The sequence below is a fragment of the Micromonospora sp. WMMD1102 genome, assembly GCF_029626265.1.
In the GTDB taxonomy this organism is placed as follows: Bacteria; Actinomycetota; Actinomycetes; order Mycobacteriales; family Micromonosporaceae; genus Plantactinospora.
Map to the genome: position 1 here is coordinate 1076932 of NZ_JARUBN010000001.1, position 14876 is coordinate 1091807.

Annotated in this window: 12 protein-coding genes and 2 tRNA genes; 11 read left to right on the forward strand and 3 right to left on the reverse strand. The window is 69.7% G+C overall.

Features of this window, described 5'->3' with window-relative positions; all coding sequences use genetic code 11:
• Together O7626_RS04925 and O7626_RS04930 are read left to right on the forward strand one after the other, a co-directional pair.
• The gene (locus O7626_RS04925; protein WP_278059677.1) at positions 1 to 747 is read left to right on the forward strand and encodes a YcnI family protein; all 747 of its coding nucleotides are present in this window, start codon (positions 1 to 3) and stop codon (positions 745 to 747) included.
• A 194-nt stretch (positions 748 to 941) separates the two neighbouring features.
• Positions 942 to 2858, forward strand: a complete 1917-nt coding sequence (locus O7626_RS04930) for a hypothetical protein (protein ID WP_278059679.1) — start codon at positions 942 to 944, stop codon at positions 2856 to 2858.
• Positions 2859 to 3048: 190 nt separating this feature from the next.
• Here O7626_RS04930 and O7626_RS04935 read toward each other — a convergent pair whose 3' ends face one another.
• Complete coding sequence (locus O7626_RS04935) at positions 3049 to 4350, reverse strand: glycosyltransferase family 87 protein (protein WP_278059681.1); 1302 nt, start codon at positions 4348 to 4350, stop codon at positions 3049 to 3051.
• A gap of 68 nt (positions 4351 to 4418) precedes the next feature.
• On the opposite strand from O7626_RS04935, the gene orn reads away from it, so the two are divergent.
• Entirely contained in the window at positions 4419 to 5015 is a 597-nt protein-coding gene (gene orn, locus O7626_RS04940) for an oligoribonuclease (RefSeq protein ID WP_278066057.1), read from the forward strand.
• Between the two features lie 188 nt (positions 5016 to 5203).
• Positions 5204 to 5279: transfer RNA gene (locus O7626_RS04945), tRNA-His, on the forward strand.
• Between the two features lie 79 nt (positions 5280 to 5358).
• Here the strand turns inward: O7626_RS04945 and O7626_RS04950 are convergent.
• Positions 5359 to 6669 (reverse strand): Ig-like domain-containing protein, encoded by a 1311-nt coding sequence (locus O7626_RS04950; RefSeq protein ID WP_278059683.1) that lies wholly within the window; start codon positions 6667 to 6669, stop codon positions 5359 to 5361.
• 239 nt (positions 6670 to 6908) lie between these two features.
• Positions 6909 to 8150 (reverse strand): Ig-like domain-containing protein, encoded by a 1242-nt coding sequence (locus O7626_RS04955; protein ID WP_278059685.1) that lies wholly within the window; start codon positions 8148 to 8150, stop codon positions 6909 to 6911.
• Positions 8151 to 8338: 188 nt separating this feature from the next.
• On the opposite strand from O7626_RS04955, the gene O7626_RS04960 reads away from it, so the two are divergent.
• The 7 genes from O7626_RS04960 to O7626_RS04990 all read left to right on the forward strand — a co-directional run bounded on the left by O7626_RS04960 (position 8339) and on the right by O7626_RS04990 (position 14860).
• A tRNA-Lys gene (locus tag O7626_RS04960) sits at positions 8339 to 8414 on the forward strand.
• Between the two features lie 501 nt (positions 8415 to 8915).
• Positions 8916 to 9968: a peptidoglycan DD-metalloendopeptidase family protein gene (locus O7626_RS04965; protein WP_278059687.1), complete on the forward strand. Its 1053-nt coding sequence runs from the start codon at positions 8916 to 8918 to the stop codon at positions 9966 to 9968.
• Positions 9969 to 10260: 292 nt separating this feature from the next.
• Complete coding sequence (locus O7626_RS04970) at positions 10261 to 10539, forward strand: hypothetical protein (RefSeq protein WP_278059689.1); 279 nt, start codon at positions 10261 to 10263, stop codon at positions 10537 to 10539.
• On the forward strand, positions 10539 to 10763 hold the full coding sequence (locus O7626_RS04975; protein ID WP_278059691.1) for a hypothetical protein: 225 nt from the start codon (positions 10539 to 10541) through the stop codon (positions 10761 to 10763). Before O7626_RS04970 ends, O7626_RS04975 begins: the two co-directional genes overlap by 1 nt.
• A gap of 447 nt (positions 10764 to 11210) precedes the next feature.
• The gene (locus tag O7626_RS04980; RefSeq protein ID WP_278059693.1) at positions 11211 to 12644 is read left to right on the forward strand and encodes an endo-1,4-beta-xylanase; all 1434 of its coding nucleotides are present in this window, start codon (positions 11211 to 11213) and stop codon (positions 12642 to 12644) included.
• Between the two features lie 272 nt (positions 12645 to 12916).
• Complete coding sequence (locus tag O7626_RS04985) at positions 12917 to 13951, forward strand: GH25 family lysozyme (RefSeq protein ID WP_278059695.1); 1035 nt, start codon at positions 12917 to 12919, stop codon at positions 13949 to 13951.
• 12 nt (positions 13952 to 13963) lie between these two features.
• Positions 13964 to 14860, forward strand: a complete 897-nt coding sequence (locus O7626_RS04990; RefSeq protein WP_278059696.1) for a hypothetical protein — start codon at positions 13964 to 13966, stop codon at positions 14858 to 14860.
• Positions 14861 to 14876 lie beyond the last annotated feature (16 nt).

Genomic DNA, 14876 nt, shown 5'->3' on the forward strand with positions numbered 1-14876 from the left:
ATGATCCGTCACCGTCGGGCCGCGCGTGCCGCCGCCCTCGTCCTCGGAGCCGCCGTGGTCGGCGTGTTCGGGCTGGCCTCGTCGGCCGCCGCGCACGTCACGGTGAATCCGAGGGAGGCCAACCAGGGCGGTTACGGTCGCGTGGCGTTCCGGGTGCCGACCGAGAGCGACACCGCGTCGACCGTCAAACTGGAAGTCACCTTCCCCGACGACGCGCCGCTCGCCTCGGTCTCCACCATGCCGGTGCCCGGCTGGACGGCGGCGGTCGAGAAGCGCAAGGTGGACCCGCCGGTGGAGGTGCACGGCAGCCAGGTCGGCGAGGTGGTCTCGAAGATCACCTGGACGGCGTCGGCGGACGCCGGGATCAAGCCGGGCGAGTTCCAGGAGTTCCCGGTCTCGATGGGACCGCTGCCCGAGGCCGACCAGTTGGTGTTCCGGGTGCTCCAGCACTACTCGGACGGGAAGACGGCTCGCTGGATCGAGCCGCCGGCCGCTGACGGCAGCGAACCGGAGAACGACCCCGCCCCGGTGCTGAAGCTGCTTCCGGCAGCCGGAGCCGGCGCACCGGCGACCAGCGGACCTGCGGTGGCCAAGCAGCCGGCGGCGTCGTCGTCGAACGAGGACGGTGCAGACTCGGCCGCCCTGGCGCTGGGGATCGCGGGTCTGGTCGCCGGCCTCGCCGGGCTGACGCTGGGCGGTCTGGCGTTCGCGCGTACCCGTCGGCAGGCCGCACCGCCGGCCGCCTGAGTTCCGGACGCTTCCGCGTCCACAACGGTGCCCCGTGCTGGCCCGTCGGCAGAGCTGCCGACGGGCCAGCGGCGTTTTTGGTCAATAATCCGTGTTGAAGGGATTTCGCTCGGTATGGTCTGCGGGTACTGCGACCCGCCGCCGGTGCGTCACTCCGACGGCGGGTCGCCGCAACCGGAGAGAAAGAGACCTGTATGCGCTTCGTGCGGCTGATCGCCGGGACACTCCTGCTCACGATCGGGCTGCCGGTGCTGCTCCTCGGCGGTGCACTGTGGATGGTCGCCGAGCAACGCGGCGGCACGGGCGCGTTCGCCGGCCATCTGGACCGGATCGAGACCGGCGGGCACGCGGTCGTCGTACCCGAGTTGGCCGCCATGCTGCGCCGGGACGCGCCCTTTCTGGCAGCCGGCCGGACCGGGTTGCGGGTCGTCGCCAGGATCGGCGCCGAGCCGGCGTTCCTCGGCCTCGCACCGGCCGCGGAGGTCGGCAACTACCTCGGTACGTCGCCGCGCGCCCGGGTCGACCGGGTCAGCGTGACCCGGGGCAGCCTGCCGGTACGCACAAGCACCGTCGACGAGCGCGGCCAGTCCGGCGAGCGCGGCCCAGCCGACCAGCACGGCCAGTCCGGCGAGCGCGGCCCAGCCGGCGAGCGCGGCCCGGCGGCAGTGCCGGCACCTCCCGGTGGGCAGGGACTCTGGATCCGCAGCGGCCTGGGCACACTGGAGCTGAGTGCCGACGAGGTACGCGCACCGCGGCTCGCCCTGGTCGTCATGCGCCCGGACGCCGGAGCGAACGTCGCCGCCGACCTGCGGGCCGAGGTACGCGTCGGCTGGCTCGACCCGGTCGTCTGGACTTCGCTGGGCGTCGGCAGCCTGCTGGCGCTGTTCGGCATACTGCTGCTGGCCCGGCCGGTCCGCCCCCGCGAGGTGGTCTTCGTGGTCGAACCGAGTCAGGTCCCGGCGCTCGCCGCCAAGCTGGGTGTGGCCACCCTCGACGGACTCGGACGATCTGACCATCCTGACCAGGCTGACCAGGCTGACGGTCGTGACCAGGTTGTCGGTCGCGAGCATTCTGAGCGGCCCGGCAGGAAGGGGCGAGAGGCGGTCGAGGTGCCGGCTCAGCCCGCAAGTCCGCCGGAACGGGCTGGAACCGTGCCGGCCCAGGCCGGTGACCGGCGGCCGCGGCACGGGGAGCCGCCCAGCCTGGCTGTGGCCCGGGAGCCCGGGGGCGAGGCCCGGGAACCTCGGATCGGAGCCCTGGAAGGTCGGCACGCGTCGTCTTCGGGGGCGGCGCGGACCAGGGTGGTGCCGTCGAGCCGACTGGTGGCTACGGGCCGGCCGGCGACGCTTGCGGACGTGCTGACTCCGCCGGACCCGCCTGCTCCGCAGGTTGGGGCCGCTCCGCAGGTTGGGGCGGCTCCGGAGAGCGGCGGTGCCCGACAGGCAGGATCGGCCGGACCGGCGGGGCGCCTGGTCTGGCCACCGATCAATCCGGCCGTCAGCGCCTGGCCCGGCGCCGAGACGATGCCTGCTGTCGAAGCCACCATTGCCGCCCCGGCCGGTCCCACCCAGTCGCCGGGCGCGGTGGCACCGGCCGGTTCGGCACGTGCTCCCGCCCCTGCTCCCGCACCAGCACCAGTACCGGCGCCGCCGCCCACCCCGGTGCCGGCACCCTCGCCGGCACCGCCGTTGCCGGTCCCGGCTCCGCCGATGCCGGCGCCGCCCAGGCCCGTGCCCGTTCCGGCGGCCACCGCCACGGCACGACCGGCAGATGCGCCGCAGGAGTTGGCTGCGCCTCCGGTGGACTCCGTGGCGGAGCCGAGCACCGAAAGCCGGACGACGTCGGACGGGGAGGGGCGGGTCCCGTTACGTCCGGCGGCCCCACGGGCAGCCCCGTTCGACGCCGGGCAGCCGGGTACGGCGGGTAGCGGGCTGAACCGGCCGAGGGGCTACGAGCCGATGACCAGGTCGGCCGCGATGGACATGGCGCTGGGGCGACGCGGCGGCAACAACACCGGACCCGGGTACCGGCAGGGCGCGGTCGGGGCGGACGAGTCGGTGAGTAGAGGTGCTGCCATCAGGCACTCCAGCCCGAACCAGACGTCCCGCTGACGATCCACCCGATCCGGCCGCCCGGTTGAAGCGGACGGTAGGTGCAGAAGCAGGTGGCCCCCCGCGCTGCCGACACGGGGGGCCACCTTCACCGGGGGATCGGTGTACCGAAGGGACGTTTAAGATGTTGTCCCTAGATTAACCGCATCCAGGCGTACTAGATAGATCTGTCCATTTGGTGCAACTTCTCCTACTGCCGGCTGCTTGGTTCATGTTTCGCGACCTGGGTAGCGGGACCTGGTGGAAGCCCCGCCGGCTTCCGCCGGATCGGTAGGACGACCAGCAGGAGCAGCGCGAAGAGCACGTAGAGGTTGCGCAGCAGGAACTCGCCGGGGGCGTCGGTGCGTTCGTAGGCCCGCCCCCAGTCGTAGTACGAGACCACGCCGTAGACGATCACGGCGGTGACCAGCGCGGCGAGCGTCAGCAGGGCTACCCGGCGGCGGCGCCCGGCCGGGCCGGCGGCCAGATCGGGGGACCGTAGCCCGGCGTCGACCAGCACCACCACGGCCGGGATGAACCAGTACGCGTGGTGGGTCCAGGTGATCGGGCTCACCAACACGGCGACCAGGCCGGTGAGGGTCAGTCCGGCGACCTCGTCGCCGGCCTGGGCAGCCTGCGCCGCCCGCCACAGCCCGTACGCCCCGACGGCGACCACCAGCACCAGCCAGAGGAGCTGGTTCGGCTCCTCCGGGGTGGTGAACCGGTTGAGCAGCCCGAACAGCGACTGGTTGCCGGTGTAGTCGGGCCGGCCGACCCGGTCGGTGAGCCAGAGCTCGTGGGTCCAGAACCGCCATGAGTCGGTCGGGGCGATCGCCGCCGCCAGCAGCGTGGCGCCGGCCGCCGCCGCGCTGGAGACCAGGGCGGCCCGCCACCGCCGGGTGACGAGCAGGTAGACGATGAAGATCCCCGGATAGAGCTTGAGCGCCGTCGCCAGCCCGATCCCGACACCGGCCCAGCGCGAGTTCCGGGGTACGGCGCGCAGCAGGTCGGCCAGGACCAGCACCACCAGCAGCATGTTGATCTGGCCGAAGATGATCGTCTCCCGGGTGCTCTCCACGGCGAAGACGAGCGGCACGGCGAGTCCGGCCGCGAACCACCGGGACACCCCGTGCCGGTCGGCGACCGAGGCGACGAGCCACCAGGTCGTCACCAGCAGGGCGAGTACGGTCAGCGCGGTGAAGACGGCGGCGGTGACCCCGATCCGCAACTCGACGAACGGGCGCAGCAGCAGGGCGGTGAACGGTGGGTAGGTGAAGAACAACTGGCCCTGCAGATCGTCTGCCTGCGCGTAGTCGTACAGCGGATTCCCGTCCGCCCACCAGCGCATCGCGCTCATATAGATCTTGAGATCGTAGAAGTTGTGCGGGGTGCTGAGCAGATAGAGCAGCGGAACCGCCGCGGCGACCAGCACCACGACGATGATCTGGCGTGCGGAGCGGCCGCCGGGGTCGTCCTCGTCCGTGGCGGATGGTGCGGCAGGATCGGCTGGCACGGGAAAACCCTAGCGGGCCGTTCTGTCCACAGCGTTGAGGCGCGGGTCCCCGGGCTGCGCGTAGTCTGATCGTCGTGGCTGATCTTCTCGTCTGGGTCGACTGTGAGATGACCGGGCTCGACCTGGGCAAGGATGCCTTGATCGAGGTCGCGGCGCTGGTCACCGACCGTGACCTCAACGTGCTCGGCGATGGTGTGGACGTGGTGATCCACGCCGACGAGCCGGCGCTGGCCGGGATGCCGGAGATCGTGCGGGCGATGCACGAACGCTCCGGCCTGACCGAGGAGGTACGCCGCTCGGCGGTGAGCCTGCACGAGGCCGAGGAGATGGTGATGGAGTACGTCACCTCACTGGTCAAGGACCCGCGTACGGCACCGCTCTGCGGCAACTCGATCGCCACCGACCGGGGATTCCTGGCCCGGGACATGCCGCGACTCGACGCCCACCTGCACTACCGCTTGATCGACGTGTCGTCGATCAAGGAGCTGTGCCGGAGGTGGTACCCCCGGGTCTACTTCGGGCAGCCGGCGAAGGGGCTGGCCCACCGGGCCCTGGCGGACGTCCGGGAGAGCATCCGGGAGCTGGAGTACTACCGGCGGACGATCTTCGTGCCGCTGCCCGGTCCGGACGTCGACACCGCGAAGGCGATCGCCGCCGAACTCTGACGGCCGGCTCGTCGCTCGGGCGGACCGGTTGCCGCCGTCGGTGTCGGGCCGGTCCGGGTCCGGGTCCCGGTGTCGGGCGGGGTGTAACCCGGTCGACGGCGGGCGTAGGGGTATGGCTATCATTGGTCGTCGCCCCGCCGGGTCCGCCGATCCGGTGCCGGCAGATGTTCCTGATCAAACTGAACATGGTGGCTGTAGCTCAGTTGGCAGAGCACCGGGTTGTGGTCCCGGGTGTCGTGGGTTCAAATCCCATCAGTCACCCCACGGTCGGATCGACAGATCCGCAGCCGAGACCCCCTCTTGCGAGGGGGTCTCGATCGTTTGGGGCGGGTTCGGGGCCGGGTCAGCCGGTGACGGTGCCCGCGCTCGGCTCGGTGCCCGGTGGGGTCGCCGTCTCGCCGACCGGGATCGCGCTGCCCTTGACGTACTGGTCCCAGCTCATGTTCCAGTCGGTCCAGCCGTTGCCGTTCTGGAGCTTGCGTTCGGTGCCCTTGACCACGATCGGGTCGCCGACCCGGGTCTGGTTGAACAGCCAGGCCGCGTTGGCCGTGGACATGTTGACGCAGCCGTGCGACACGTTCGTCCGCCCCTGGCTGGCGACGGACCAGGGCGCGGCGTGGATGAACTCGCCGCCCCAGGTGAGCCGCTGGGCGTACTCGATGTCGGTGACGTAGCGGTTGGCCGGGTTCGGGTCGTCGCGGGTGTCGAAGACGGTCTCCTTGAGCTTCTCGATGACCACCATCGTGCCGCTGGAGGAGGGGGTGCTCTTCTTGCCGAGGCTCACCGGGATGGTCTTGACGACCTTGCCGTCCCGCTTGACCGTCATCTTCTTGGTCCTGTTGTCGACGGTCATCACCACCGCCGGCCCGGTCTTGATGTCGACCGTCAGGTCGGCCCGGCCGTACCAGCCGTCGCCCATCGGCAGCCCACCGGCCTGGATCTTGTAGAAGATCTTGCTGTTCGCCTTCCAGAACGTCTTGGGGCGGTAGCGCACCTCGGCCGGGCTGACCCAGTGCCAGATTCCCTCCTGGGCCGGGGTGGCCCGGACGGTCATCCGGCGCTGCACGTCGTCCCGGTAGTCCTCCGGGACCGCCCGGCCGAACTTGACGATCAGCGGCATGCCGACCCCGACCGTCTGGCCGTCACCGAGGAAGCTGGTCACCCGGATCTGCTTGTCGGGCTTGGCCATGGTGGTGAAGGTGTTGGTCGTCGTCGCCGGCTTGCCGTCGTCGCCGGTCGCGGTCACGGTCGCCGTGTACGTCGTGCCGTAGTCGAGCGCCTTCTCCGGCAGCCACGTCCCGGCGGCGGTCAGCGCGCCCTCGACGGTCTCGCCGGCCGCGTTCTTGACCTCGACGGTGGTCTCGACGGCGTCCTTGCTGTCGAAGGCGATCTCCGTGGCGGCGGGCACGTCCTTGGCGTCCGCCGCCGGTGTGGTTATCGTCGCGGACGCCTTCGGCTTCTGCTCGGCCTCGCTACCGCCCTGGAACGACGGCCCGGACCCCTTGCCGCCGTCGTCCGTGCAAGCGGTCGCGGTGACCGCCAGGGCCCCGGCGAGCAGGACCGAGGCGAGAGCGCGGAACGGCGCGGGTCGTCGCCGCGCCGCTCCACCCCGGTCGGAGGCGGGACGGATCAACTGGTCTCGGCCTGGTCGCATGATCCCCTCACACTGCTGGTTCCCACAGCTGTACCCACTCGGTCACCACGGTCATCCTCTCCCAATGACGTCCGTGAGCAAGTTTTCGTTTCCCCGCGTGCCGTAGAACACCAGAACGATGAGGTCGGTTTAACCGGTTAGGTGGCAAATGCGACGAAGATCGTCCTCGATCCACCCGACCTGTTGGCCGGCCGGGCGCATGGGTGGCCGGTTCGCCGGTTCGCCGGTTCGCCGGCCTGTCAGGTGCCCAGGTCGGCTGGGACCGGCAGGGCGCTGCCCTTGACGTACTCCTTCCAGGGCAGGTTCCAGGCGGTCCAGCCGTTGCCGGAGGCGAGTTTGCGCTCGGTGCCGGTGATCGTCACCGGGTCGCCGGTCTTGGTCTTCTCGAAGAGCCAACGGGCGTGTGCGGTGGAGACGTTGACGCAGCCGTGCGAGACGTTGCGTCGCCCCTGGTCGCCCACCGACCACGGCGCGGCGTGGATGTACTCCCCGCCCCAGGTCAGCCGCTGGGCGAAGTCGATGTCGGTGACGTAGCGGTTGGCCGGGTCCGGGTCGTCGCGGGTGTCGAAGACCGTGGACTCCTTCTTCTCCATCACCACCATCGTGCCGCTGGAGGAGGGGGTGCTCTTCTTGCCGAGGCTCACCGGGATGGTCCGGACCACGTTGCCGTTCTCCAGGACGGTCATCTTCTTGGTCTTGTTGTCGACCTTCATCTCGAACCTGCTGCCGATCTTGGCGGTCGCCTTGCGGTCGACGTTGCCGTACCGGCCGTTGCTCAGCGGGATGCCCTCCAGGCCGATCCGGACCCGCAGCGTCGTCCCGGGCTGCCAGTACTCCGGGGCGCGGTAGTATGCCTGGGTGCCGTTGGAGACCCAGTGCCAGGCGCCCGGCTGCGGCGGGTCGGAGTCGACGAACATCCGCTGCTGCACCTTGGCCCGGTCCTTCTTGGCGATCCCCGGGGAGAACTCCACCACCACCGGCATGGCCACGCCGTAGGTCTTGTCGTCGAAGAGGTAGAGGCCGGAACCGATCACCGACTTCGGCTTGGCCATGGTGGTGAACGAGGTGGTCTTGGTCTCGGTCTGTCCGGCCTCGGTGGTCGCGGTGACCTGGGCGGTGTAGGTCTTGCCGTACTTCAGCGGGGCCGCCGGCACCCAGGAGGAGCCGTCCGGACGCATGGTCCCCTTGACGGCGCTGCCTCCGGCGAGGGTCAGGTTGACGTTGCTGATCTTCCCGCCCTTGACGCTGGTGCCGATCTCCACGCTCACCGGCTGCTTCTTGGCGCCGTTGGCCGGAGTCACCGCGAACTCGAGTGGCTCGGCGGGTGGCGTCGGGGTCGCGCCCGCTTCCGCGACCGACCCGCCGTTGCCGCTCACGAACTGCGGCTTCTTGTCCCCGTCGCTGCCACACGCCGCCGCACCCAGCGGCGTGACGACCGCCAGCGCGACGACCATCGCCCAGTTGCGCGTGCTCCTGCCCATCCCCACCTCGGTCCACTCGATCCCGGGAGACATCGTGCACTATCGGGGCCACACTTTTGACCCCGGATGGCGAAACTTACGGGTGTAATGTCCGGTTTGTTGAGCCGGAGATGCTGATCACGAGCGTGCGGGGAACTGGTTGGAACGTCCTGCTGGGGGCGTGTTAAGGTTTCACCCGTTGTCAGCGAGCGCCGCTAGCTCAACTGGCAGAGCAGCGGACTCTTAATCCGCGGGTTCGGGGTTCGAGTCCCTGGCGGCGCACCAACGATCAAGGCCCTGACCTGGCGCTACTGTGCCGGTCGGGGCCTTTTCGCGTACGCCGGTGGTGGCTCGGTGGGTGCTCGAGAGCCGTTGGACCTGGCTGGCCTCGGTGGGACGCGGCACGATCCTCGTGGACTTCCGGGTCGGGTGTAGTTGCCCTCGATGATCCGCTCGTCGATGACGAGTTCGCCGGAGAGCGGCATGAGGCGCTGACCGGGGCGAGGTAGGCGGTCGGGCTCGGGTACTCGGGGGGGACGGCCCGCCAGCTCGAAGGTTACTTTCAGCGTCGCCGATTCATTATGTAGACAAATTTCCATGCGCCGCCTATCGTCGGCACAAGCCTGGAGCGATGTCCTCCGATTCGGAAGAGGTCGTGCGATGGTGCATTCCAGACGATGGGCTGCGGTATTCACGGCCCTGCTGGCGACAGAACTCCTGGTTACGGGCGCCGCCGCGCATGCCGCGCCGATGCCGGACCCGGGGCGGACGAGCGTCGAGGGCGCCGTGACGGCGAAGCTACTCGGGCAGGTCGCCGCCACTGCCGTAGCGCACGCCGACGCCGCCGGGACCCGGGTCACCGTCACCCGCCGCAGCGGCGACTGGGCCTTCGGCACCGCCGTGGCGCTTACCTCGCACGAGGAGGACGTCCATCCGACCGGCGCGATCTTCCTCGCCCGCGCCGAGGCCGGGACGTGGCGGGTCCAGTTCGACGGTGAAGCCGGGTTCGCCGAGCTGGCCGCCGGGTCGCCCGTGGTGAACAGCCAGGAGAAGAAGGTCTTCGCGACCGCTCCGAGCACCAGGGCCACGGGTGGCGACTACCGGACCGGGATGGCCCTACCGTTCGCCGTCGGCCAGACGTGGACGCTGACCAGTGGCCCGCACGGCTGGGGCGGCTACGAGACGCCGTACAGCTCCGTCGACCTGGCCGGCGGTGACCAGGTGGTCCGGGCGGCGCGGGCCGGCACGGCGTACACCATGTGCACGGGATGGATCCGGGTGATCCACGACCGGGGTTACTCCACCGACTACTACCACCTGTGGAGCAGCATCTCGGTCAACGGTGCCGCGGTCAGTCAGGGCACCTTCCTCGGCAACACCGGCACCGACGTGACCTGCGGCGGGGCGGCGTCCGGCCGGCACGTCCACTTCGGGTTGCGGCAGAACAGCGCGTACGTGGGAATCGCCGCGCACGGCATCGGCAAGTGGGAGTTCGTCAACGGCGCCGGGGCGTACCAGGGCGGCGCGCGACACGGGTCGGCCTGGGTCGGTGCCGGCGGCGGCCTCTACAACTACGGTGCGCTGGGCCTCAACCAGGCGGTGGTCGACGCCAACGGCGGGGGCACGCTGACCAAGCGGTCCGGGCCCGGCACCGGCTACTCCGTGCTCGGATCAGTCGGGGACGGCACCACGGTCACCGTCTCGTGCTCCGCCAACGGCACCTCGCACACCGGCCGCTACGGCACCACCGCGCTGTGGAACCGACTGAGCGACGGCGCCTGGGTCTCCGACGCCTTCCTCTGGACCGGGATGGGCGGCCCGATCAACGGCTGGTGCTGAGCGGCGCCCCCTTCGGAGCCCGACCGGCCCGACCTGCGGCGCCCCGACGCGCGGGGTGCCGCGACGGGTTGGTGCCACCGCCGCCCGTCGACTGGAACATCGGCCACCGTCCGCCAGTGATCGCCGTGAACCCGTCCCGACGAGCCCTCCGCGGACTGGTCAAGGCGAAGAGCCCGCTCGTCGAACGGTTCGATCTGGTCGCGTTCGATATCTCCGGCTTCGCACCCGGGCGGCCGGCCGGCCGCGCATCATCAACGGGCTCAGCCAACTGGAGCAGGGCCGCGGCGACGAGTTGGCCCAGCTCGGCTTCGACTTCTCGGGCCGGGACGCAAAGGGCGCACGGACCAATTTCGCCGAGGCCAACCACGCCATCAACTGCATGGACGAGCAGCGGCTGAGCGAGCAGCAGGGCAACGAGCTGCGAGCCGCGATCTTCACGTCGACGCCGTTCATGGATCCGGGCGTCGTCGTGTCCACCGGTGCGCCCGACGGGTGCGAGCACTGGCCGGCCGCCCACCCTCGGATTCCCGTACGCGCCCAGAACGTTCACGGATCGAGACCGACCGGGTGATGACTCGGGCCATGCATCGCTGGGCCCGCCTGCAGACCCGGTCGGGGAAGTCGGCGGTCTACCTCTGGTTCTTCACGGGTACGCCGCCGGAGAAAGGCCTCGAGAAGTTCGGCGCCTACCACGGGGCGGAGGTGATGTACGCCTACCACAACCTCGGCAAGGACGGCGACGCCGATTATTGGACGGCCGACTTCCGGCTGCGCGATCACATGACCGCCTACTGAACGAGTTTCGTCCAGGACGGCGACCCGAGCGTGCCCGGCCTGCCGCACTGGCCCACCGTGGAGCAGGCGCCCGAGCAGGTGGTGCAATTCGGGGACAGCGTCACCCTCGCTCCCCGCCCACGGGCCGCCGCCGTCGATCTGTGGATGGGCTACCAGGGACCGATCCCATGACGTCGCCGACCGGCGCCGCAGCGATGCCCGAGATCATCCCGAAACCGCCTGAGCCTGAGTACGGCTCGCGGCGGGTCGGCAGCAGGTGGTCCGAGGCGCTGCCACCCCGCCGCATAGCAACGATCTACTTGAATGTCATGAAACTTTGTGGCAACCTCGAGTTAATCGACGTGTAGCGCTTTCCCCGCCTCCCGTGCCGCTTGTCGGGCATCTGCCTGGGCTGTGATGTTAGCGCTAACACATGTGCCCGGTTCGTCTCCGGAAGGACTGACGCAGATGAAAGACCTCTTACGTTCCAGCGGTTCTCCGCGGCGACCAGGGCGGTCCAAGGCGATCCTGTCGACGCTGGCGACTGGGTTGCTGGCCGCCGGCATGGTCCTGGTGCCCGCTGGCGCCGCCTACGCGGCCACCACCCTGGGCGCCTCGGCGGCGGAGCAGGGCCGCTACTTCGGCGCTGCGGTCGGTACGTACAAGTTCTCCGACAACACGTACATGTCGGTGCTGAACCGTGAGTTCAACAGCCTTGTCGCCGAGAACGAGATGAAGTGGGACGCGACCGAGCCGCAGCGGGGCGGGTTCAACTACAGCGCCGGCGACCGTATCGTCAGCCACGCCCGATCGCAGGGCATGAGCGTACGCGGGCACACCCTGTTGTGGCACGCCCAGCAGCCCGGCTGGGCGCAGAACCTCTCCGGCAGTGACCTGCGCAACGCCGCCATCAACCATGTCACCCAGGTGGCCACCCACTTCCGGGGGCAGATCCATTCCTGGGACGTGGTGAACGAGGCGTTCGCCGACGGTGGTAGCGGCGGGCGGCGTGATTCGAACCTGCAACGCACCGGGAACGACTGGATCGAGGCGGCGTTCCGGGCCGCGGACGCCGCTGACCCGAACGCGAAGCTCTGTTACAACGACTACAACACCGACGGGATCAACGCGAAGTCGACGGGCATCTACAACATGGTGCGGGACTTCAAGTCCCGGGGTGTGCCGATCGACTGCGTGGGGTTCCAGTCGCACCTGGGCACCACGATCGCCGGTGACTACCAGGCGAACCTGCAACGCTTCGCCGATCTCGGGGTCGACGTGCAGATCACCGAGCTGGACGTCCAGCAGGGTTCCAACCAGGCGAACATCTACCGTACGGTGACCCGGGCCTGCATGGCGATCTCGCGCTGCACCGGCATCACGGTCTGGGGCGTACGGGACTGCGACTCCTGGCGCGGCAGCGACAACGCCCTACTGTTCGACTGCGCCGGCAACAAGAAGGCCGCGTACACGGCGGTCCTCGACGCCCTCAACGGCGGCACGAACCCGAACCCCCCGGATCCGAGCGGCAACAGGCTGCGCAACGAGGCGTCCGGCCGATGCCTGGACGTCAACGGCGCCAGCTCGGCCAATGGTGCCCAGATGCTCATCTGGGACTGCCACAGTGGGGCCAACCAGCAGTTCACCCAGAACGGGCGGGCATTGCAGGTGATGGGCAAGTGCCTGGAGGTGGCGAACAACGCCGCGGCCGGCACCCGGGCGCAGATCTGGGACTGCAACGGCGGCGCGAACCAGCAGTGGGTCCTCAACAGCAACGGGACGATCAGCAACGCCCAGACCGGACTGTGCCTGGACGTCAACGGCAACAGCACCGCCAACGGCACCGCGGTGATCGTCTGGGGCTGCCACAGCAACGCCAACCAACGCTGGGCAAGGGCCTGAGACGCGGAAGGAACACGCCAGCGGACCGGTCCGGCTCGGACCGGTCCGCTGGGCCTCACACGACCGCCGTCCGTGGACACCTGTGCACTGCTGACGCGGGCTCTTGATCTGCGGGTTCGAAGTTCGGGTCCCTGACGACGCACCGGCGATGGAGGCTTCGGCCTGGCGTCTTACGGTGGTAACCGGATGCGACCGGTCGAGATTGGATCCGTCCGTCGACTTCAGGGATAACCCGGATGGCTGATCCGACCCCAGGCCGGACTCTGGGGTCCATGAGCGGGATCGATGAGAAGTACCAGGAACTGCTGCGTCGGGGCTGGCGCCCAGCCGTGCCGCTGCCGGTGGTGCCCCTGCCGGTACCCGGCACCCACGGACGCTTCTTCGGGTACGTGCTCTCCGGCGGCGTAACGGTCACGATCTACGAGCACCCGGACACCGGCACGTTCGAGGTGCACGGTGCGATCCTGGCCCGCTATCTCGAACTCGGCGGCCCGCTGGCCCTCGGCTTCCCGGTCAGCGACGAGGTCGACGACATCGTCAGCGGGCAGCCGGTCGGCCGGGTGAGCCACTTCCAGCACGGTTCGATCTTCTACCACGACGGCACCCTGCTGGAGTTGTCGGCGCTCGGCGCCCCCGGGTCGGCCTTCGAAATCGTCGACGGCATCGACGTTTCCTATGCTCAGGGAAGCATCAACTGGTCGGCTGTCGGGCAGGCGGGTCTCGGCTTCGCCTATATCAAGGCCACCGAGGGCGACAACCACACCGACGACCAGTTCGCCCACAACTGGGCGGGCAGTGCCGGCCGCATGCCGCGCGGGGCGTACCACTATTTTCACGCCCGCACGACGCCCGACGCGACCCGCGCCCAGGCCGACCATTTCACGGACGTGCTGACGGCGGCGGGCGGCGGCGGTGAACTGCCGCCGGCGGTCGACGTCGAGACGCTGCCGCCGGGGGTGAGCGCGGAGCAGGCCGTGGCGTCGCTCCAGTTTTTCGTCAGCATCGTCTGGCAGGCGACCGGGCAGCGTCCGTTGATCTACACGTACCCGTCTTTCTGGACGAGTCAGATGCGCGGGAACGCAACCTTCGACGGCAAGCACCACCTGTGGATCGCCAGCTACGGCCGGCCGTTGGGCCACGGCGCCCACGCCACCCGGCCCAACGGGCCGCTGCTGCCGCACGGCTGGTCGGACTACTCGGTCTGGCAGCACGCGATAAGTGCGGGCATCCCCGGAATCTCCGGCCTCGTGGACCGCAACACGGTCGCGGTGCCGGGCGGTCAGAGCCTCGTCGAGTTCCTGCGCTGACGGGAGAGAACGATGGACACCTTCCTCGGGCAGCCGATCACCGGCGGCGTCAACGCGACCATGGCACAGGTCCTCAGCGCGGTGGAGGAAGACCTGTGGAGCACCTGGAAGGGCTCGCCGGACGAGGGAGACTTCCACACCTGGGCCGGTCTGGTCGGCCCGGTCATCGGCACCCGGCCCGGCGACGGCCGCCACGCCACCGGCGCGGCCGTCGACCTCAACGTGGCCGTGTGCCCGTACATTGTCACCCGCACCGGTGAGACGTACGGCGGCGAGGCGGCCGCGCACGACCAGCAGGAGATGCGCCGGCGGGTGGTCGAGGTCTACGACCGGGCAGTCGCCTTCTTCACGTTCGCCGGTCGGCGGTCCGACACCAGCATCCGGGTCAACGACACGATCGAGTTCACGTACGACCGGTTCCGTGAGTTGTCCGACGCGCTGGTGTTCTATCTGTCCTGGGCGGTGTCGAGCGTTCACGTGCGGGTGGACCGACCGCCCGTCACGGACGCGTACGCCCTGCCCGACGGCCATCCGGCGCTGCGCGGGATCCCCGCCTCCGAGCTGTCCCGGCCGGTCGACGCAGCCATCCCGGCGATCGAGTTCCTCTACGCCGACGAGTTCTGGGCCCAGAACCACCAGGGCTGGCCGTACGCGCCGGAGCAGCAGTACTGGCAGATGTTGCGCGACTACGAGACCGTCCGCACTCCGATGCTGCACGGCAACCCGGCTCGGCCGATCACCGAGACCCGCAACCCGGCCCACGGGTTCCTCCAGCTTCGCAAGGAGCTGGTGTGCTCGCTGATCCACGTGGGCGACGCGATCCTCGGCGCCCCACGGCGGATGAGGTGGGGCGCCAGCGACTTCGGCGCTCGCGAGAGCGGCGACGTCATGCACTTCGACCTGGGGTAGAGATCCGAAGGGGGAA